This window comes from Croceivirga lutea (assembly GCF_014235875.1).
Taxonomy (GTDB): Bacteria; Bacteroidota; Bacteroidia; order Flavobacteriales; family Flavobacteriaceae; genus Croceivirga; species Croceivirga lutea.
This window is the reverse complement of record NZ_JACJUK010000006.1, coordinates 1-21,145: the sequence shown is the minus strand read 5'-3', so window position 1 is coordinate 21,145 and position 21,145 is coordinate 1. Positions and strand designations below refer to the sequence as shown.

Annotated in this window: 12 protein-coding genes and 1 pseudogene; all 13 read left to right on the top strand. The window is 39.1% G+C overall.

The features are described 5' to 3' along the window. Positions 1-19: 19 nt before the first annotated feature. The gene (locus tag H5V42_RS11620) at positions 20-1,162 is read left to right on the top strand and encodes a glycosyltransferase (RefSeq protein ID WP_185783345.1); all 1,143 of its coding nucleotides are present in this window, start codon (positions 20-22) and stop codon (positions 1,160-1,162) included. Continuing rightward, entirely contained in the window at positions 1,143-2,255 is a 1,113-nt protein-coding gene (locus H5V42_RS11615; RefSeq protein ID WP_185783344.1) for a glycosyltransferase, read from the top strand. The genes H5V42_RS11620 and H5V42_RS11615 overlap by 20 nt, the downstream gene beginning before the upstream one ends. Before the next feature lie 347 nt (positions 2,256-2,602). Further along, a pseudogene (locus tag H5V42_RS15400) lies at positions 2,603-2,764 on the top strand (DapH/DapD/GlmU-related protein); the annotation flags it as partial. 3 nt (positions 2,765-2,767) lie between these two features. Beyond that, positions 2,768-4,879, top strand: coding sequence for a bi-domain-containing oxidoreductase (locus H5V42_RS11605; protein WP_185783342.1), 2,112 nt, complete (start codon positions 2,768-2,770; stop codon positions 4,877-4,879). Positions 4,880-5,390: 511 nt separating this feature from the next. Next, on the top strand, positions 5,391-5,756 hold the full coding sequence (locus H5V42_RS11600) for an endonuclease domain-containing protein (RefSeq protein ID WP_229665699.1): 366 nt from the start codon (positions 5,391-5,393) through the stop codon (positions 5,754-5,756). 178 nt (positions 5,757-5,934) lie between these two features. Further along, positions 5,935-7,491, top strand: coding sequence for an alginate lyase family protein (locus tag H5V42_RS11595; protein WP_185783341.1), 1,557 nt, complete (start codon positions 5,935-5,937; stop codon positions 7,489-7,491). Positions 7,492-7,505: 14 nt separating this feature from the next. Beyond that, positions 7,506-8,714, top strand: coding sequence for a glycosyltransferase family 4 protein (locus H5V42_RS11590; RefSeq protein ID WP_185783340.1), 1,209 nt, complete (start codon positions 7,506-7,508; stop codon positions 8,712-8,714). Positions 8,715-8,721: 7 nt separating this feature from the next. Continuing rightward, a complete protein-coding gene (wecB, locus tag H5V42_RS11585; RefSeq protein WP_185783339.1) occupies positions 8,722-9,816 on the top strand; it encodes a non-hydrolyzing UDP-N-acetylglucosamine 2-epimerase in 1,095 nt (364 codons plus the stop codon). Between the two features lie 82 nt (positions 9,817-9,898). Continuing rightward, positions 9,899-12,256: a GumC family protein gene (locus H5V42_RS11580; RefSeq protein ID WP_185783338.1), complete on the top strand. Its 2,358-nt coding sequence runs from the start codon at positions 9,899-9,901 to the stop codon at positions 12,254-12,256. Positions 12,257-12,378: 122 nt separating this feature from the next. Then, the gene (locus tag H5V42_RS11575; RefSeq protein WP_185783337.1) at positions 12,379-12,678 is read left to right on the top strand and encodes a GIY-YIG nuclease family protein; all 300 of its coding nucleotides are present in this window, start codon (positions 12,379-12,381) and stop codon (positions 12,676-12,678) included. A gap of 414 nt (positions 12,679-13,092) precedes the next feature. After that, on the top strand, positions 13,093-14,520 hold the full coding sequence (locus H5V42_RS11570) for a capsule assembly Wzi family protein (protein ID WP_185783336.1): 1,428 nt from the start codon (positions 13,093-13,095) through the stop codon (positions 14,518-14,520). A 288-nt stretch (positions 14,521-14,808) separates the two neighbouring features. Further along, a complete protein-coding gene (locus H5V42_RS11565) occupies positions 14,809-16,185 on the top strand; it encodes a capsule assembly Wzi family protein (RefSeq protein WP_185783335.1) in 1,377 nt (458 codons plus the stop codon). 476 nt (positions 16,186-16,661) lie between these two features. Then, on the top strand, positions 16,662-21,145 hold a 4,484-nt coding region (locus H5V42_RS11560), incomplete at its 3' end, for a choice-of-anchor L domain-containing protein (RefSeq protein WP_185783334.1).

Here is a 21,145-nt window from a genome sequence, read left to right as displayed (position 1 = left end):
TTGATTTTTAATAGGTGAAATGAATAAAGGATTATTATATATATCAAATATTGATGAGTCTCATAACATATATCATTCTCAAGTAAAACAACTTTTATTTGAATATAAAAAGAACTTTAGGGTTTTAGAGATGATACTTTCTAACAAAGATTCAGGACTTATAAATGGTAGAATATATTTTAAGCTACTACCAGGAAGTTATAATAATCTCATTTCTTGGTATAACCTAAAGAATAGAAAGGATGAATTAGTAAAGTTGATAGAGGATTTTGATGTTGATTATATCATCGGTAGAAGCACAAACGGAGCATTGATGGGTTTACATTTGCTATCTTCTTTAAAGACTTCACCAAAATTTATAGTTGATATCAGAGCAGATGTTTTAGATGAAACATGGCTAAGAAAAAAATATTTTGGTTATTTATCTCATTACTTCTCTTTAAAGAAAATTTTTAAAAAAGTAGATTACGCTTTTGTAGTATCATCTTATTTAAAAAACAAAATAAACAAAACATATCGGTTATCTTCTGATAGAATTGGTGTATTTGGTACGATTGTTTCTGATGATTTGTTTTATTTTAATAATCAGATACGAAACCATTACAGAACTAAATTTAATTTCTCGCAATCAGATATAATTGTTGTATATACTGGAAATTTAGCTCCATGGCAAAATTTGGAGACTATTCTTACAGCTTATAAGAACACTAAAAATGGTAATGTAAAACTAGTTGTACTTACTAAACAGCAAACTGAATTACGAAAATTAATTACCGAATTAGAAATTGAAAAAGATGTAATGAGTTTTTCAGTTCCGTATGAAGAAGTTTCAAATTATTTGCAAATGGCCGATTATGGTATTTTAATTAGAGATGCAATACCTACAAATTTGGCATCTTCTCCAACAAAATTTGGAGAATACATTAATTCAGGACTAAATGTTATTATAAATAAAATCGAAACTGATTATTATAATGTTTCGATAGAAAAAAACCTTCCTGTAACAGTCGTTGATAAAAAGGAAAATCTAGTTAATCTATTTGATGAATTAAAACTCATCCAAAATAAAGCTTCAAAGAAAATTCAATTAGCTAAAGACACAGCTTATCAACATTTTGAGTTCTTAAGTTTAAAAAAATCTAATGATACTGATAGATTGTAGTGCATTAAAGTCAGGGGGTGGGTGTCAATTGGCATTAAACTTTATAAAAGAGCTTTCAGGTTTACAACAAACAAACTATTTGATTTTAATACCAAATGTGGGACCGTTGAAAGGATTGCATGAGAGATTTCCAAATTTGCTTTTCTATACCTCTCCATCGGCAAGGATTATAACAAGATTTATTTTTGAAAATTTTTATCTTCCAAAGATTATCAAAGAAAAAAAGATAAGAAAGATTTATACTTTTTTTGGCGCTGGTTTACCAAAAAAAAAGAACGTTATTTCTATCGTAAGTGTAGCCTATCCAATCATTTGTTATCCAGAAAGTCCATTTTGGAAGTACATTCCAAAATCAAAGAAGATAAAACAACAAATAAAAAATTGGGTACGGATTAGAAGACTTAAACGTGCTGATTTTATAATTGCCGAAACTCAAGTAATGGCAGATAGATTGTCAAAAATTTTGGAGAAGAAAAAAGATGACATTAAGATATTGAAACCGTCGCCATCAGAATTTGTGATTGAAAAAAAAGGCTATCGATATCCTTCGGAAGAAAATCGAATTTTAATTCTTAGTGGTTTATCACCGCACAAAAATTTATGGCGACTTAATGAGTTTTCTAATTTATTAATGAAGGCAGATATTAATTTTAAATTTATCGTTTCAGCTGAGAAAAAGGATTTTTTAAAAATTGCACATTCTGAATCTTTACATTCATTGGAGACTGATAAACATTTTGAATTTGTTGGTTCAGTTCCTCCCGATAAAATCAATGCTTTATATGAAAAATCTGATTTTCTTTTGAATATTAGTGATTTAGAAAGTTTTAGCAATAACTATATGGAAGCTTGGAAAGCAAGTTTGCCATTGATTGTTTCCGATACTGATTTTTCTAGACACATTTGCGGAACCAGTGCTATTTATATAAATCCGCATAATTTAAATAATCATATTGATAAGATTCATGAATTACTCAATAATAAAAGTCTTCAAAAACAATTAGTTAAAGAAGGTAAAAAGAGGTTAAAAGAATTACCAACGCAATCAAATAAAACTAGAATGATTTTGGATTTAATAAGTGAGTTAGAATGAAGAACTTCCTAGTCTGCACATACGAGTCAATCTCATTTTTGGTTTTTGCTTTACCAAGACACAAGATTTTTAACCCCATTAAAAAATTTTTTCTCCTATTCATGGGGGCAAAAATTGGAAAAAAAATAACTTTCTATCCTGGAATAAAACTAAGCCCTGGAAATAATCTAACCCTTGGTGACCATGTTGATTTGGCCTGGGGTGTTTTAATTACTACAAGAGGGGGTGTCAGTATTGGAGATAGAACGCTTGTAGGGTATGACACTAAGATATTTTCTGGTAATCATGTAATTCCACCAAAACCACAACGCATTTTTGACTCAGGTCATGTTGGCAAGAAAGTAACAATAGAAAATGATGTTTGGATTGGTGCTAACTGCGTAATACTACCTGGTGTTACCGTCGGTGAGGGCGCAGTTGTTGCAGCTGGTAGTGTTGTTACAAAAGATGTGGCTCCATTTGCAATAGTTGGAGGAAATCCAGCAAAACTTATTAAAGAAAGAACTTAATCAATGAAACAAATCATCCAAGACCTTAAAAACGGGGCTACGGTATTAGAAGAGGTGCCAGCACCTCAGGTAAAAGCGGGGCAGGTATTAATTAAAACTACCCGTTCTTTAGTGTCTTTAGGTACAGAGCGTATGCTGGTAGAGTTTGGTAAAGCCAATTTTATACAAAAAGCCAAACAACAACCCGATAAGGTAAAACAGGTGCTCGATAAAATGAAAACCGATGGTATTAAACCTACCCTAGATGCGGTTTTTAATAAACTCAATCAACCCTTACCCTTAGGCTATTGTAATGTAGGTGTTGTTAAAGCGGTAGGCAAAGGGGTTTCAGAATTTCAAGTAGGAGACCGCGTAGCTTCTAACGGTCACCATGCTGAGTTTGTGTGTGTGCCTCAAAACCTAGTAGCTAAAATACCAGACAACGTTGTTGATGAAGAAGCGGCCTTTACCGTTATTGGCGCTATTGGTTTGCAAGGCATACGCTTAACCAATCCCACTTTTGGCGAAACCATTGTAGTCATTGGTTTAGGGCTAATTGGTTTGGTCACCGCAGAGTTATTACAAGCTAACGGTTGTAAGGTTATTGGTATAGATTTTGACCCACAAAAGCTAGCCTTAGCCGAAGAAAAGGGGATTACCACTATTAATCCTAAAGCTGGGGCAGACCCGGTAAAAACCGTTTTAGAGCACACCAATGCGGTAGGTGCCGATGCGGTAATTATTACGGCATCAGCAAAATCTGATGAGGTTATTCACCAAGCGGCACAAATGAGCAGAAAGCGAGGCCGCATTGTCTTGGTGGGTGTTATAGGACTCAACCTACAACGGTCAGACTTTTTTGATAAAGAACTCACCTTTCAAGTTTCCTGTTCCTACGGTCCAGGACGTTATGACGATAACTACGAACAAAAAGGGCAAGATTATCCTGTAGGTTACGTACGTTGGACAGAAAAGCGCAATTTTGAAGCCGTTTTGCAAGCTATTAGCCACGAACAGCTAAAGGTAAAGTCGCTCATCACAGAACGTGTTCCCCTAGCCAATTATGAAGAAATTTATGGTGATATGCGCAAAGCGGGTAGTATTGCCAGTATTTTAGAATATCCAGAGCAAGCTGACCAAACAGCTAAAGTGGCAGTGACTTCGCAACAGTTTTCGGCAACTAAAGGCGTGTTGGGTATTATCGGTGCAGGTAACTTTACGTCTTCCACAATTATTCCTGCACTAAATAGCGCTCAAGCTCAAGTTAAATACATAGCCAGTGCCGGTGGTTTAAATGCCAAAACCCTTGCAAAAAAGGGAAACATTGCCAATGCCAGTAGTGATTATAAAGCCCTTTTGGCCGATGATGAAGTAGACATGGTGTTGATTACCACACGCCATAACCTACATGCACAATTGACTTTAGAAGCGCTAGAAGCAGGTAAACACGTGTTTGTAGAAAAGCCGTTGTGCTTAACCCAAGAAGAATTAGAAGCTATAAAAAACGCGCAAGAAGCAACAGGTAACATGGTAGTAGTTGGTTTTAACAGGCGTTTTGCACCCTTGGCTACCCAAATGAAAAAGTTAGTAGGGTCAGGCCCTAAAAACATTATTGCGACCATGAACGCTGGTTTTATACCGGCAGATGTTTGGGTGCACGATATGCAAGTTGGCGGCGGCCGTATTCTAGGCGAAGCTTGCCATTATATTGATTTGTGTTCCTACCTAGCCGATAGTAAAGTGGTTGAAGTGTGTATGAATGCAATGGGTACGCAACCCGAAGAAAATACAGATAATGCCAGTATTGTATTGAAATATGAAAACGGTACCAATGCAGTGATTAATTATTTTTCTAACGGAAGTAAAGCTTACAGCAAAGAACGTGTAGAGGTATATAGCCAAGAACGTACGTTGGTGATGGACAATTGGCGTGTGTTAAAAGGATATGGATTTAAAGGCTTTAAAAAGCAAAAAACCAGACAAGATAAGGGGCATAAAAAACAATTTCAGTTAGTGGTAGATTACCTTCAAAAAGGAGGTGAGGCAATCATTAGATTTGATGAAGTGTACAACACCACAAAAGCAAGCCTTGCAGCCCTAGAAAGCTTAAAAACAGGGCAGTGGGTAGCAGTTTAGAAAACTCCTCCCTTTAGAGAAGGGAGGTGTCCAGCACAGCTAGACGGAGGGATTGAAAATTAAAATAAATCAATCTCCCCGCTTTTGCTATGCTAAACCATAACAACTCCTTTCCTAGTTAGGGAAAGGTGGCTCCCGAGCATCGGGAGACGGAAAGGGTGGTAAGAAAAGTATCAATTTAAACTCCTCCCTTTAGCGAAGGGAGGTGTCTAGCGCAGCTGGACGGAGGGATTGAAAATTAAGATAAATCAATCTCCCCGCTTTTGCTATGCAAAACCACAACAAACTCCTTTCCCTAGTTAGGGAAACGTGGCTCCCGAGCATCGGGAGACGGAAAGGGTGGTAAGAGTAGTATCCATTCAAACTCCTCCCTTTAGAGAAGGGAGGTGTCTAGCGTAGCTAGACGGAGGGATTGAAAATAAAGCGAATCAATCTCCCCGCTTTTGCTATGCAAAACCACCCCTCTTTTCTAAAGAGGGGAGTTGTTCTGTACATGCTATAAAATAGTAACGTGAATAGAAGGAATCATAATAAAAAAGAGATGCTTTTAAAACGCAAGGAATTAAGAAAGAACCTAACTCCAGCAGAGGCATTTTTATGGAAACATCTTAAAGCAAAGCAATTAGGAGGAAAACGATTTCAAAAGCAACACAGCATAGGAACTTATATTGTTGATTTTTACTGCGCTTCAGAAAAGCTGGTAATTGAATTAGATGGAGAGGTACATAATAATCCAGTAGCAGAAGCCTATGACGAAAAGCGTACCGAATTCATAGCGTCATTAGGGATTACCGTAATACGATTTGAAAATGAAATGGTTTTTAAACACTTAAGTTCAGTATTAGCTGAAATTGAAGCTAATTTTACAACGAATTAAACTCCTTTCCCTGATTAGGGAAAGGTGGCTCTCGAGTATAGGGAGACGGAAAGGGTGGTAAGAAAAGTATCCATTCAAACTCCTCCCTTTAGAGAAGGGAGGTGTCTAGCGTAGCTAGACGGAGGGATTGACAATAAAAAAGAAAATTAATTAAAGAGGGATAAGGCTAAAAACCCAAATGCTACAAAAGCTACTAACATACTACCACACCCTACGCCACTTAAAACCCATACAGGTGGGGTATCAGTTGTATTACCGTCTACGACGAATGTTGCCAGCTAAAAAATACAACCAACAACCCAAAACCCAGACCAAATTCCAATGGCCCTACAACATACCTGCGCCTACCACGTATTTAGGCAATAAAACCTTTCAATTTTTAAATTTAAAAGAACAGTTTTCTCAACTAGATTGGAACTATGACCAACATGGTAAACTTTGGACCTACAATCTCAACTATTTCGATTTTTTGAATCAGTCCAAAATTTCAGATGCTGACGCCCAAGAATTATTAGCTAGTTATAAAACAGCAGCCGCTATTCGTAAAGATGGTATTGAGCCGTATCCCATCTCATTACGAGGTATCAATTGGATTAAATATAGTGCTCGTACCAAAATCTTAGACCCTGAGTTAGCAACACTGTTGTATCAAGATTTTTACCGATTATTGGACCAATTAGAATACCATTTATTGGCCAATCATTTATTAGAAAACGGTTTTGCCTTAGTGTTTGGCGGGCATTATTTTCAGGATGAAAAATTGCTTAAAAAAGGGAATCAAATTGTTAAAAAGGAGCTACAGAAACAAATCCTTTCAGATGGCGCACATTATGAACTCAGTCCCATGTACCATCAAATTTTAGTACATCGAGTTTTAGATAGTTACCAATTGGTTTCGGTAAACCAGCTAGATGAACATATGGCTACTTTTCTAAAAGAGAAAGCTGTAGCCATGTTGGGTTGGTTAAAAGCTATAAGCTGGGCAGATGGCAGTATACCTTTGGTAAATGATGCTGCCAATGGTATTGCGCCAACAACAGAACAATTGGTGGAATATGCGCAACAATTAGGAATTTCTGCTTCAGAAACAGTTTTAGGCGAAAGTGGCTACCGTAAATTAGAAAACACCCATTTTGAGGTAGTCTTAAAAGCTACACAAATTAGCCCAACATATCAGCCAGGACATGCCCATGCAGATACCTTACACCTATTACTACACTACCAAGGACAACCCATTTTGGTAGATACAGGAACTAGCACCTATGAAAAAAATGAACGTAGACAAAGGGAGCGTTCAACCAGTGCACATAATACGGTTACGGTAAATGGAGAAAATTCTTCCGCGGTTTGGGATGGTTTTAGAGTAGGTAAACGCGCTAAAGTCACCTATTTAAAAAGTGCTGCAGAACAGCTGAAAGCCTCCCACAATGGCTATGAAAAATGGCATACAAGAACAGTACGCTTGGTAGATAACATACTTTACTTAGAAGATGAGCTAGTAGCTGGTAGTTTAAAAACGAAAAGTCATTTTCATTTTCACCCCAATTGCAAGCCTATTATTAAAAACAATTTAGTTTTAACGCAAAACCTATGCTTTGAATTTGAAGGAATTGAGAAGCTAGCGTTAAATTCCTATGAATTTGCAGAAGAATACAATAAACGTATTCCTGCTCAAAAAATAACGCTTAGTTTTGTGCATACATATCGGGTAAAAATTTACCCTAGAATTACTTAAAATATCAGCATACCTTGAGAATTTTATTCCTCTCAGACAATTTCCCCCCAGAAGTTAATGCTCCCGCTAATAGAACCTATGAACACTGTAAACATTGGGTGAAATCTGGCGTGCAAGTTACTGTCATTACTTGTGCTCCCAATTTTCCAAAAGGTAAGGTATATGAGGGTTACCAAAACAAACTGTACCAAACAGAAGTAATTGATGGCATTAAAGTGATTCGCGTTTGGACGTATATCACAGCAAATTCAGGATTTGTAAAACGTATTTTAGATTATATCAGTTTTGCAGTAATGGCATTTTTTGCGGGTTTATTTGTTAAAACCGATTTGATAATAGCTACCTCACCACAATTTTTTACGGCAGTTGCTGGTAGATGGTTAGCTTTTTTTAGACGAAAAAAGTGGGTGATGGAAGTGCGTGACCTATGGCCAGAGTCTATTATTGCCGTAGGTGCCATGAAAAAAGGGAAGGCAATTCAGTTTTTTGAATGGGTAGAAAAGCGGTTATATCAAAATGCCAACCATATTGTTGTGGTAACAGATACCTTTAAAAAGAAAATAGCTGCTAGAGGAATTACTCCCGATAAGATTTCGGTGCACAAAAATGGAGCAAACTTAGAACTTTTTGTACCCCAGCCTAAAAATGAAACCCTACTTCAAAAGCATAAGTTAAAGGGCAAATTTGTGTTAGCCTATATAGGTACGCATGGTATGGCCCATGGTTTAGATTTTATTTTAGAAGCCATAAAACCCTTTGAAAATTCTCATCCAGATATGGCTTTTTTGTTTATTGGTGATGGTGCTAAAAAAGGAGCACTGCTAGAACAGGCAGCACGTTTACAATTGAAAAATGCAGTATTTGTAGACTCCGTTCCTAAAAAAGAAGTGGTAGATTATTTAAGTATAATGGATGTAGCTCTGGTAAATTTAAAAAAGAGCGATACCTTTTTAACAGTTATACCTTCTAAGATTTTTGAGGCCGCCGCCATGGAAAAACCTATTTTACTAGGATTAGAAGGCGAAACCAAAGGTATTATTGAGTACTACAAGGCAGGGGTTTGTTACGAACCCGAAAATGCATCTGCCTTTAGCAAAGCAGTGCATAAAATTAGAATCCCCCAGAATTACGATAACTTACAAAAAGGTGTAAAAACATTGGCTTTAGATTTTGACCGTAAAAAAATTGCGGCTGCCATGCTAACCACCTTAAAAACAGTTTAAAACTACTATGAAAATTACCTTAGTTGCAGGGGCACGCCCAAACTTTATGAAAATTGCACCCATTATTAATGCAATCAACGCGGCAAAAGATGTAGGAAAACCTATTGAGTTTCGATTGGTGCATACCGGTCAACATTACGATAAAAAAATGTCGGGTTCATTCTTTGAAGAATTGGGCATTCCGGAACCACATGCCAATTTAGAAGCGGGTGGGGGTACGCAAGCAGAACAAACCGCAAATATAATGGTGCGTTTTGAACAAGAATTACTTAAAAATCCTACAGATGTGGTATTGGTAGTGGGTGATGTAACCTCTACTATGGCGTGCAGCATTACGGCAAAAAAACTACAGGTTGCGGTGGTGCATGTAGAAGCAGGCATTCGTTCTTGGGATTTGAGTATGCCAGAGGAAATTAACCGTATGGTTACAGATAGTATTACCGACCATTTTTTTACCACTTCAGAAATTGCTAACGAAAACTTGCGTAAGAATGGAGTGGAGGAAGAACGTATTCATTTTGTGGGGAACACCATGATTGATACCTTACTAGCAAATATGGACCGTTTGGTGGACCCAGAGTTAGCAATCGCTGGGGAACCCTTGATGCCAAAATCCTATTTTGTACTTACCCTTCACAGACCTGCTAATGTTGATGAAGAGCAAAAATTAAAAGATTTGATGGCGGCGATAATGGAAGGAACTCAGGGTCAACCCGTAGTTTTTCCAGTGCACCCAAGAACAGCAAAAACCTTACAGCAATTGGGAATACGTTATGAGCAGTTGCATTATGTTGAACCGTTATCCTATTTGCGATTTAATTATTTGGTGAAAAATGCCAAAGCAGTAATTACAGATTCTGGCGGTATCACTGAAGAAACTACTGTTATGGGGGTACCCTGTCTAACCATTAGAGACAATACCGAAAGACCCGAAACTATTACCATGGGCACTAACGAATTGGTAGGTACCAATCCGGAGAATATAGGTCCGTACTTAGAAAAACTGCAAAAAGGAGAATGGAAAAAAGGAGGGGATATTCCGTTGTGGGATGGTAAAACCGCCCCGAGAATTGTAGGAAAATTGCTAGAATTGTATTCATAAATAGCTCTAAAATTAGAAGTTTCCTACAAAAACAATTATAGTCTATTTTTGTACCAACCCGAATACGCGTTAGAACACTATCATGAAAGAAGCTCCCTATCAAGTTATACTTGACGCAGAAGAAGATAATTTTAATCTTAAAGAATTTATAGGAAAATACCTCAAGTACTGGTATTGGTTTATACTGGGGGTTCTTATCTGTGGAGCACTTGCGGTACTCTATATGCGCTATGCACCTATTATTTATGACAGTCAAGCCAAAATTAAAATTTTAAAGGAGGACGAAGAAAATTTATTGGCGTTAGACCCAACTTCTTTATTAACGGGGAAATCTCAAGTAAATCTTGAAAACGAAATTCAGGTATTAAAGTCCTATCGAATTTTAACTCAGGTGGTAGATGCCTTGCAACTCGATATAGATTATTTTCATGTAGGTGATGTAAAAACCACGCAAGTATGGCGCGTACCATTTATGGTAGAAAAAAAGTCCATTGCAGATAGCACCTCTAATTTGGGTTCTTACGAAGTAATTCTTAATGAGGAGGGTTTTAAAATAACTTCAGAAGATGAAAAAACGTACAACGTACCCTATGAAAGTTTAGATACTTCTGAGGAATTACCATTTACGATACGTTTTGTAGATGATGTTTGGCAAAGTAATTATAGAAATTTAGACTATCGCTTTACCTTAAAAGATAAGCATCAAACCATTTTACAGTTATCTAAAGATATTCAGGTACAGCCTACGGATAAAGAAAGCGATATTCTAGCCTTGAGCTTAAGCGGAGAGAGTTTAGAACGTTCAGAAGCCATTATCAATACGTTGATTGATAAGTTTAATGAAGATGGTATATTGGACCGCCAATTGGTATCGCAACGTACTTTAGATTTTATTGATGACCGTTTTGTATACCTCACCCAAGAATTGGATAGTATAGAATCGGGCAAACAAACCTATAAGGAAGACAATCAACTCGCTTATATAGAAGCGGATGCGGGCCTTACCTTACAACGTAAATCAGAAACCGAAGCTGAGGTATCTAAACTGGAAACCCAGGTATCTATTACCGAGATGATGCAAGATGCCGTAAAAGGTCAGGTGGATTATGGGTTGTTGCCAGCTAATGTGGGGTTAGAAAATATGAACTTAAATACGTTGGTAGCTGGGTATAATGAGTTAGTTCTGGATCGCGAAAAAATGCTACCCAATATGGGCGAGCGCAATCCAGCTTTGTTATCGATAAACGAACAATTGTCACGTCGCTTAACCAACATTACCAAGTCGTTAAACATTTATATGTCGCAGTTGCGTACTACCTTGCGAGATTTGCGACAAGACCGAGCTATAAGTACAAGTAGGTATTCTGCCCTACCCGAAAAAGAACGTGCCTTACGGTCTATTGAGCGCCAACAAAACCTCAAAGAAAACCTGTTTTTGGTCTTGTTAGAAAAGCGTGAAGAAGCAGCGATAAATTTTGCCGTAACTACGCCCTCTATAAAAGTAATTGACTATGCCTTAACCAGTAAAATACCGTCTTCACCTAAAAAAATGATGGTGTTTGGGGTAGCAGGCTTAACAGGATTATTGCTACCTTTTTTGTTGTTGTATTTGCGATTTTCGTTAGATACCAAAATACACTCGCGTAACGATTTGGAAAAGGCCTTACCAGAAACGCCTGTAGTAGCAGAAATACCGTTTATCCCAGAAGGTAAAACCACCGAACAAGTAAAAGAACGTAGCCGATTAGGGGAGAGTTTCCGCATAATGGGAACCAACTTAAATTTCTTGCTCAAAAGTGGAGATAACGGCAAGGTGTTGTATTCTACCTCTTCGGTAAAAGGGGAAGGTAAAACCATGATGGCCGTACAAGCTGCTATGGCTTATGCGGGCTTGGGTAAAAAAGTATTGTTAATAGGGGCCGATTTACGAAACCCGCAATTACACAAGCATTTTGAGTTTGACCGTAATGACCATGGGCTATCTGAATTGCTAAGTAACGAAAGTGAATTCTGGACAGGCTATTTGCAAAGCCCATCAGAAGAATACCCAGAATTAAAGGTGTTGAGTAGTGGTAAAATACCACCGAATCCACCACAATTATTGGCGGGTAAACGCTACAAACAATTACTAGAAGAGGCTAAAAAAGAATTTGATATTATCGTAGTAGATACCGCACCAACCGTATTGGTGACAGATACTATGCTGATTGCGGAGCATGCCGATGTAACGCTGTATGTAGTACGTGCGGAATATACTGAAAAGCGCTTGCTTGAACATATCGAAAATCTTCAAAAAACGGGCAAAATTGCCAACATGGCCTTTGTGCTTAATGATGTTAAACCGAGTTATACCAAAAGCTATGGGTATAACTATGGTTATGGGTATGGCTATGCTCAAGATGCCAAAAAAGAGTCCTGGTTCAAACGTGTTTTTTCTTAGTTTTCGAGTTATTTCTCAAGCTACATTTTCTTCCGGTTCTAAATGCCAGTAAGTAGTTAATTAGTCATTTCGAAATGAGTAGCCTTAGCTGCGATTGAGAAATCCTATTTTTATATTTGAGCATGTCTAAGTGTTACTATGTTTATATTTTAACGAATAAAAATAAGACTACTTTGTACGTTGGAGTAACAGGTAATTTACAACAACGATTATCACAGCATGAGTTTGATAGTTTAAATGGTAAAAATAGTTTTGCGGGTAAATACAATTGTGTCTATCTGATTTATTATGAAATTTTCGATTCTATGCCTTTAGCAATTTTAAGAGAAAAGGAACTTAAAAAATGGAGAAGAGAAAAAAAGGAAAATCTAATCAACGAATTCAATCCAAAGTGGGACTTTTTAAACAGCGAAGTTTTCTAATATTTAGATTTCTCACACTCCATTCTATTTCGGTTCGAAATGACAAGGAGTAGTTAATTAGTCATTTCGAAATGAGTAGGTCTAAGTACAATTGAGAAATCTAAAATTTAAACGTATTTTTTCGTATTCCCTCTGTTAATATCTTCCTCATAAAACCTTAACCCCCTCGACTAACGACCTACAATTCCCAATAATTTTGCGGCTGATTTTTCGATGAACTACATCGTTTAAAACATCTAAAAATGAAAACAAGTCGTAAGTAAAACCAGTACGTAGTAAAAAGGCGTTTTACCACGACAATTTAGAATTTCACCCCCAGAAATGACTATACATTGTGCTGTACATCTAAAAAATAAAAAGTAGGATAATTACTACAAACTAATAACGTTACTAGGTTGTCCAAATCTACAACCAATGCAAAAATTTAAAACACGAAAAAAACTAGAAACCATACCATTGAGAACCTACAACCTATTTATTTTAGTGTTCCTATTCGGAATGGGATTAAGCTCAGCACAATACCGTCACCGCGGTTCTTTTGAACAATCGGCAATTGCAGCCAAATTGCAAAATCCGTTTTGGACAGCAGCCAATACCTTAGGGCAACGTTCTAACGATACTGATGCCCTCTCTATTTTACAATACAATTACAATCAATTTTTAACTGAAGGTCGCTTTTTAAAGGTGGGCATATCCTCGTTTATCGATTTTGATTCCCAACAACAATTAATCCCACGTTTTAGCACTTATTTTGCCCAATTAGACTGGGATGAGGTGAGTATAGCAGCGGGCGCACGACCACGAAAAGAAAAATACCTAGGCTTATCGAGCACCAATGGTGATATTTTATGGAGTAACAATGCCCGACCAATGCCCGGTTTGGAAATCTTTACATCAAAACCCATTTACCTAAATACTTGGTTTGGCGTGAGCGGTGGTTTTGCGAACTATTGGCATACTGATGACCGATTTGTAGACGGTGCTATGGTACATCATAAAAATCTAGAATTCACTTTTAAACTGAATCCGAATGCGCGTTTAACTTTAGGGGCGCATCACTATGCACAGTGGGGTGGAACCTCAGAATCACAGGGCAATTTACCGGGTGGTTTAGGGGCATTTACAGATGTATTATTTATTAAAAATGGTGAAGGTACAGTACTTGCTCCTGGGGAAGAACGTACAGGTAATCATTTAGGGTCTTACCGCATTGCTTACCACCAACAGTTAAAAGGCAGTGCTTTTGATGTCTATTACCAATCGTTGTTTGAAGATAGTTCAGGTAGAGAAGGACATACGTTTCCTGACGGATTATGGGGGGTGTTTTGGCAATTGCCTTCAAAATCAGTACTTAAAGGTGTGTTGTATGAATATGTACAAACCAATTGGCAAAGTGGAGTGCGCCCAGAACGCGGACACGACGATTATTTTAATAGTACGGTATACCAATCGGGTTGGACGCATTATGGCAGAACTATCGGCATCCCTTTTATACGCCCCAATGCAGATGGTGTAGGTATAGCTAATAATATGGTAAAAGCGCATCATTTTGGAGTGATGGGCGAATCGGGTGGACTACAATTAAGAGCTATGGCTAGTTTTGCTACGAACGAAGGCTTATCGAGAGAACGGTTTGTAGATACCCAAAAAGTAGCCTATTTGCAATTGGGAGGCACCTACCATTGGAATACCAATTTAAAATTGCATCTGACTACAGCTGGCGATTTTGATGGAATGAATTTTTCGAACACCTATGCTGTTTTGGGGGGAATTACCTATAAAATAGCAAAGCGTCATCGTTATTATACGGGCTATTTAGACTTTGAGCCCGAATACGATTAACTAGTAATGACCCGTGGTGCGTTTCGAATGAATGGTAACTGAAAAACTGTCTGTTTGAGTTGTCCCAAAATGGGAAAGTATCAAGAACAAGTTTTTGCCGCAACAATGCTCATTCTGAATATAAATTTCCTGGTTTCGGCTATGCTCGACTAACGGAAATTCACTCGATTTGATAAATTTTTATCCAAATGAACACCAAGTGGTAATAAATTTTCTAATGCATAATTCGGGTTAAAATTGGGTGAAGCTTAGTATCTTCGTTCTAAGTTTTTTGAACACTCAAGACCAATGAACAACCAACGGTTACCTACTTTCTTTTTGAGCTTTTTTGCGGTTTGTAGTCTAATGCTCACCCAAGCACAGGAGTCATACACGGTTTATGGGGAGTTGTTAGGCATTGCTGGCGAAGGGCAAAATCCGTTCTATCAACAAAATATCACCCAAGGACGAATTAGCGCGAACACTGATTTTTTAGCCGTAGTAGGCGGTAACTACCAAAAACAATACACAGAAAAAAATAGCTATAGTTTTGGACTGGAAACCTTCTTAGATTATAGTCCGTTACTCAGTACCCAACCCCGATTAAATACCGCCTATGCAGCGCTACAATTAAACAGAGTAGCTTTTGTAGCAGGGGCAAAACCCGATGAAGAACGGTTACTTGGCCTATCGAGCACTAATGGTGATATTTTACGAAGTAATAATGCTCGAGCTTTACCAGGGGTAAGCGTTCAAATGACCAGTTTTGGAAAAATATGGGATTGGCTCGGTATACAAGCCGGAATTGCTAATTATTGGTTGACAGATGACCGTGTAGTAGAAAATACTATGGTACATCATAAAAATCTAAGTTTTAAATGGACGTTTACACCCAAAGCGTCGTTGACTGCTGGGGTATACCACTACGCGCAATGGGGAGGTACCTCACCCGACGGTAAAGAACCGGCCGCTTTGGTAGATTATTGGCGCGTTTTTGTAGGCAAACAAGGAGGAGAAACTGCTCGAGTTGCAGACCAAGCTAATGCCGTGGGTAATCATATTGGGTCGTACCATTTACACTACAAAAAACAATTTGAACATTTGAATTTAGAATTGTATCACCAGAATCTGTTTGAAGATAGCTCTGGACGAGAGTTTGCCGCTTTTCCAGATGGGGTTTGGGGGGTGTTTTTAGGGTTGCCTAACAATAACTTTGTTAAAGGTTTGTTGTACGAATATGTGCAAACCAATAATCAAAGTGGTTTTGCTGAAAATAGAGGAGGAGATAATTATTTTAACAACGGGAAGTATGTTTCAGGTTGGACCTATCATGGAAAAACAATTGGATTACCTTTTATGTTACCAAGACCTGATGGTAGGGGAATTGTAAATAATTTAGTACAAGCGCATCATTTTGGAGCCTATGCAGCCACTGATAAAATTTCATTTAAGGGGTTATTCTCTTATGCCGAAAATCAAGGCACGAGATTAAATCCATATTTTCCTGAAAGTCCGTTAACCAATTTAGCTGCCGAAACGGTACTACACGCCTATCTGGAAAGTCGTTACCAATTAAGTACAGAAATCAGTGCTGGCCTTTCTTTAGCTATGGACAATAGCGATACTTTTGAAGATGTATATGCGGTGTTATTTTCTTTAAAATACCGTTCGTCGCTTCAGAAGTAACCATTCATCGAAATTGATTATTTCTCAACATTTTGCCTGCCATTTATCGATAGTGGCAGCGTGCTCTTAAATGCATTAATTTGTCAGTTAATCTTCATTTAGTGCACTAATAGCGATAGATAAACGGTGGTTATCCCTCTAATATCAAGGTTTTGAGGCGTTTAGAGTAGATTCGCAAGACTGAAAGAAAAAGATTACAAATACAAAAGTAGCTCATATCGTGTTTTGTAATGATTTACAACATTTCTGCTAGGCTTCACAACAATTAGTAAAAGGAATCTAATGGGGTAAGATACATTTGAAATATCATAGTAGATATAGGAAATAGCTGTAGAATTAAATAAACTTAACACTTCTAAAAACACCCCCAAATACACTTACACTAAGTTTTTGCGGAACAACTAGAAGCTGTATAAAAATAAAATTCTCGCAATAAAAATTTATAAACAAATAGCCACTTTAACTATAAAACCATTATGAAAATCTATAAACGATTCTTCTCTAAACCCGCGCTAACACTTTTATTCTTATGCTGCGGCGTATTAGTATACGGTCAAGCAACATTTACAGCCGGTTCTAGTAATACTGATTTGCTAAACCAATTAGATGGACCGGGTGTAACCTTAAGTAATCCAACCTTAGAAGCAGGGGATAGGGCTACTCAAATTGGTATTTTTTCTAATGGTGTTACCGGAGGGAATTTTCAAATTGATGCAGGGGTAGCATTAACCACAGGAAGTATGGCACAAGCATTTGGACCTAACGGTACAGCTGCTTTTCCGAACAACAGTGGTGTACAGGCAACAGTTGACGCACCGGGGCCTGTAAATTATAATGATTCTGATATAGTTGCCATTGATGCCACCGCTAATTTTGATGTAATTGTATTTTCATTTGACGTTACTATAGACCCTGGATTTGAAGATTTACAAGTCACTTATCAATTTGGCTCTGATGAGTATCCTGATTATGTGGGAACAGTTTTTAATGACATTTTTGGTTTTTTTATTTCCGGACCGGGAATTACTGGAACTCAAAACATTGCTATTGTACCAGGTACGAGTAATGCGGTAGCAGTAAATAGTGTTAATGGGGGATATTTAGGTTGTAATCAACCTTCTTTTCCTGCACCAGCAGATTTAAGTCAAACCGTACACTTTATCAATAATGGACATGATATTGTAACACCACCAGGACCTGGTGCTTGTAATACAAATTCAGGACCATTTACAGTGGTAACCGAATATAATGGTTTGACTAATGAATTTACAGGTACTTTTGCCGGACTAGTTCCAGGCAATACCTACCGATTTAAAATGGCTCTTGCCGATACAGGGGATGCCTCTTTAGATTCAGGGGTGTTCGTTAATCAGATTTCAGCTTCTGAAGCCTGTAATATTTCAGCTATAGCCACTTCAAATCTATCTACTTGCAATGATAATGGAACTCCAACTACTGCCTCAGACGACTTTTTTACAGCGGATGTTACTGTAAGTTTTGTAGGTGCACCTACTACAGGAACATTAGATTTAACAGGCGATGGTACAGCATCCGTTTCGGTTGCAGGATTAACATCTCCGCACACATTTACGAATGTGCAATTTGCTGCTGATGGTGGGCCAATTGATTTAACAGCTACATTCTCCGCGGAGGTAGGCTGTACTTTTAATGAGTCTAATGCGGGTACGGCGCCTTCATCATGTAATGCAATTCCAATGGTTTTGGTAGCTAATAGTGATGCTACCCCAGCCGATTTGGCAAGTGTAAACGGATACGCTGGTGGGAATGCAGGAGATGTAACTGCGAACGATACTAGTGATGGAAATCCCGTCAATGATGCTGAGATAACAATTTCAGTAACCAACAATGGCGGACTAACAGGGGTAACTATCGCAGCCGATGGAACTTTATCTGTACCCGCAGGTACCCCAGCCGGAAGCTATGCCGTAGTATATCAAATCTGTGAAAATTTAAATCCGACCAATTGCGATACAGCCACAGCAACCGTAACGGTAGACGCAGCGGTAATCGATGCGACAGCAGATGCTACTCCAGCAGAACTAAGTTCAGTAAATGGCTATACAGGCGGCGATGCCGGTGATGTAACCACCAACGATACCTTGAATGGTGTAGCGGTAACCGATTCCGAAATCGCAATTACCGTAACCAATGATGGTGGATTGACAGGCGTAGCTATCGCAGCAGACGGAACCTTAAGTGTACCAGCAGGCACCCCAGCCGGAAGCTATGCCGTAGTATATCAAATCTGTGAAAACTTAAATCCAACGAATTGTGATACGGCCACTGCAAGCGTAACGGTAGATGCAGCGGTAATCGATGCTGTGGATGATGCCACACCAGCAGAATTATCAAGTGTAAATGGGTATACAGGCGGTGATGCCGGTGATGTAACTACCAACGATACCTTAAATGGTGTAGCGGTAACCGATTCTGAAATCGCAATAACGGTAACCAACGATGGCGGACTAACAGGCGTAACTATCGCAGCCGACGGAACTTTGAGTGTACCCGCAGGTACCCCAGCCGGAAGCTATGCCGTAGTATATCAAATCTGTGAAAACTTAAACCCCACGAATTGTGATACGGCCACAGCAACTGTAACGGTAGATGCAGCGGTAATCGATGCTGTGGATGATGCCACTCCGGCGGAACTAAGTTCAGTAAATGGCTATACAGGCGGTGATGCTGGTGATGTAACTACCAACGATACCTTAAATGGAGTAGCGGTAACCGATTCAGAGATAACAATTTCAGTAACCAATGATGGCGGATTAACAGGCGTAACTATCGCAGCGGATGGCACTTTGAGTGTACCCGCAGGTACCCCAGCCGGAAGCTATGCCGTAGTATATCAAATCTGTGAAAATTTAAATCCAACAAATTGCGATACAGCCACTGCAACCGTAACGGTAGATGCAGCGGTAATCGATGCTGTGGATGATACCACTCCAGCAGAACTATCAAGTGTAAATGGCTATACAGGTGGTGATGCCGGTGATGTAACCACAAACGATACCTTAAATGGAGTAGCTGTAACCGATTCAGAGATAACAATTTCAGTAACCAATGATGGCGGACTAACAGGGGTAACTATCGCAGCCGATGGAACTTTGAGTGTACCCGCAGGTACCCCAGCCGGAAGCTATGCCGTAGTATATCAAATCTGTGAAAATTTAAATCCGACCAATTGCGATACAGCCACTGCAACGGTAACGGTAGATGCAGCGGTAATCGATGCTGTGGATGATGCCACTCCAGCAGAACTATCAAGTGTAAATGGGTATACAGGCGGTGATGCCGGTGATGTAACTACCAACGATACGTTGAATGGCGTAGCGGTAACCGATGCTGAGATAACAATTTCAGTAACCAATGATGGCGGACTAACAGGGGTAACTATCGCAGCCGACGGAACTTTGAGTGTACCCGCAGGTACCCCAGCAGGAAGCTATGCCGTAGTATATCAAATCTGTGAAAACTTAAATCCGACGAATTGTGATACAGCCACTGCAACCGTAACGGTAGATGCAGCTATAATCGATGCCGTAGACGATACCACACCAGCAGAATTATCAAGTGTAAATGGGTATACAGGCGGCGATGCCGGTGATGTAACTACCAACGATACCTTAAATGGAGTAGCGGTAACCGATTCAGAAATCGCAATAACGGTAACCAATGATGGCGGACTAACAGGCGTAACTATCGCAGCCGATGGCACTTTGAGTGTACCAGCAGGTACCTCAGCCGGAAGCTATGCCGTAGTATACCAAATCTGTGAAAACTTAAATCCAACAAATTGTGATACAGCCACAGCAACCGTAACGGTAGATGCAGCTGTGATTGATGCAATTGACGATACCACTCCAGCAGAATTATCAAGTGTAAATGGCTATACAGGCGGTGATGCCGGTGATGTAACTACCAACGATACCTTAAATGGAGTAGCTGTAACCGATTCAGAGATAACCATTTTAGTAACCAATGATGGCGGACTAACAGGCGTAACTATCGCAGCCGATGGCACTTTAAGTGTACCCGCAGGTACTCCAGCCGGAAGCTATGCTGTAGTATATCAAATCTGTGAAAACTTAAATCCAACGAATTGTGATACGGCCACTGCAAGCGTAACGGTAGATGCAGCGGTAATCGATGCTGTGGATGATGCCACTCCAGCAGACCTATCAAGTGTAAATGGGTATACAGGCGGTGATGCCGGTGATGTAACTACCAACGATACCTTAAATGGAGTAGCCGTAACCGATTCGGAAATTACCATTTCAGTAACGAACGATGGCGGATTAACAGGCGTAACTATCGGAGCAGACGGCACCTTAAGTGTACCAGCAGGTACCCCAGCTGGAAGCTATGCCGTAGTATACCAAATCTGTGAAAACTTAAATCCAACAAATTGTGATACAGCCACTGCAACCGTAACGGTAGATGCAGCGGTAATCGATGCTGTGGATGATGCCACTCCAGCAGAACTATCAAGTGTAAATGGGTATACAGGCGGTGATGCCGGTGATGTAACTACCAACGATACGTTGAATGGCGTAGCGGTAACCGATGCTGAGATAACAATTTCAGTAACCAATGATGGCGGACTAACAGGGGTAACTATCGCAGCCGACGGAACTTTGAGTGTACCCGCAGGTACCCCAGCAGGAAGCTATGCCGTAGTATATCAAATCTGTGAAAACTTAAATCCGACGAATTGTGATACAGCCACTGCAACCGTAACGGTAGATGCAGCTATAATCGATGCCGTAGACGATACCACACCAGCAGAATTATCAAGTGTAAATGGGTATACAGGCGGCGATGCCGGTGATGTAACTACCAACGATACCTTAAATGGAGTAGCGGTAACCGATTCAGAAATCGCAATAACGGTAACCAATGATGGCGGACTAACAGGCGTAACTATCGCAGCCGA

Bases quoted from the DNA above. Each gene is read 5' to 3' on its own strand.
- H5V42_RS11620 (WP_185783345.1), top strand. From the start codon at position 20: ATGAATAAAGGATTATTATATATATCAAATATTGATGAGTCTCATAAC.
- H5V42_RS11615 (WP_185783344.1), top strand. From the start codon at position 1,143: ATGATACTGATAGATTGTAGTGCATTAAAGTCAGGGGGTGGGTGTCAA.
- H5V42_RS11605 (WP_185783342.1), top strand. From the start codon at position 2,768: ATGAAACAAATCATCCAAGACCTTAAAAACGGGGCTACGGTATTAGAA.
- H5V42_RS11595 (WP_185783341.1), top strand. From the start codon at position 5,935: ATGCTACAAAAGCTACTAACATACTACCACACCCTACGCCACTTAAAA.
- wecB (WP_185783339.1), top strand. From the start codon at position 8,722: ATGAAAATTACCTTAGTTGCAGGGGCACGCCCAAACTTTATGAAAATT.
- H5V42_RS11580 (WP_185783338.1), top strand. From the start codon at position 9,899: ATGAAAGAAGCTCCCTATCAAGTTATACTTGACGCAGAAGAAGATAAT.
- H5V42_RS11575 (WP_185783337.1), top strand. From the start codon at position 12,379: ATGTCTAAGTGTTACTATGTTTATATTTTAACGAATAAAAATAAGACT.
- H5V42_RS11570 (WP_185783336.1), top strand. From the start codon at position 13,093: ATGCAAAAATTTAAAACACGAAAAAAACTAGAAACCATACCATTGAGA.
- H5V42_RS11565 (WP_185783335.1), top strand. From the start codon at position 14,809: ATGAACAACCAACGGTTACCTACTTTCTTTTTGAGCTTTTTTGCGGTT.